This is a genomic window from Enterovibrio norvegicus (genome assembly GCF_002876705.1).
Taxonomy (GTDB): Bacteria; Pseudomonadota; Gammaproteobacteria; order Enterobacterales; family Vibrionaceae; genus Enterovibrio; species Enterovibrio norvegicus_B.
In genome coordinates, this window is sequence record NZ_MDAG01000070.1 from 1 (window position 1) to 1152 (window position 1152).

The window sequence follows — 1152 nt, forward strand, 5'->3', positions numbered from 1 at the left end:
TCACGCTCGTATAATCCGACATTTCTGGCGCTTCGGCAATGGCTGCTCGTACAGGATTTAAATCAACATACGCCATAGCGGCGGCGACAGCTTTCTCATCCAGTAATGCTTGGCTTTTAAAGCGCCCCTCCCAGAAGTGTCCGGTACAGTTGTCCTCACTATTGGCTTCTGAGGCAATGTGCTGATTAATTAATCGCATAAACCAACTGATTGAGACAAGACGTTTTCGCCACTCTTCAATGATCTCATTGCACCGTTCAGTTTCAGCCTCTGACAGTTCATCTCCCTGCATAAATCGCTGAACCAACGCGGGTCCATGATGAAAAGCGAGCCAGCGCTCAACCACTTCAACATCTGACAGCGTTTTAGCCTTTTCAGCATTGATATGCAAAACCACATGATAGTGATTACTCATAATGGCGTATGCACATACATCGATACAGAACGCGCCTGCTAACGCAAGCAGGCGCTTTTCTATCCAAGCTCGACGATGTTCGTAACTATGTTGCGCTTGTTCGTCATAGCCACAGAGAAATGACCGACGAACACAGCGAGAAACGCAGTGGTAATAAGGTGTGGCTTCAATGCTGATAAGTGATGAGCGGGCTTTTGTCATTGAGATTCACAATGGATAGTGACTGAATAATATGAAAAGCATATCTTTATGAAACCATCCATTCATCTTTGTCTCACACCTTTGAGTCCAAAAGCACTAACGCATGAAACTGATAAGATTATGGTTTTCTTAAAGTGCCTGTCCCTCGTGTCCACCAGTGGGATATTGTTTTAGTGGTTTGGTATCCGGAAGCCGGAGAATCGTTTCCTTTGCAAGTGAGGCAATGCCGCTTTTATTGCAGTTTCAGTGCCAACGATGCTGCCTTGCTCAATGCATGTGCATGTTTCCAGCCAACTTTTAGCGTCAAACCCTAGCCTCTCGAGCAGTGGTGGCGAAGTATTATCAATATGACCATGTTTATCATCCCGCACTTGTCTTCCTGTCCAATCAACCAATGCAAGATAATCCATCAATCGAAAAGGAATACCATCTGGCATGCTATCTCGCGGGTTTCCAGCAAAGGGAAACAACCCTGCTGGAGATGCTTGATTACTTTCTATCGCATCAATACGCGCTTTCACGCTCGTATAATCCGA

1 protein-coding gene and 1 pseudogene are annotated in these 1152 nt (G+C 45.6%); both read right to left on the minus strand.

Features of this window, described 5'->3' with window-relative positions; all coding sequences use genetic code 11:
• On the minus strand, positions 1-616 hold a 616-nt coding region (locus tag BCT27_RS24195), incomplete at its 3' end, for a transposase (protein ID WP_422386149.1).
• Positions 617-786: 170 nt separating this feature from the next.
• Positions 787-1152: pseudogene (locus tag BCT27_RS24200) on the minus strand (alpha-amylase family glycosyl hydrolase); the annotation flags it as partial.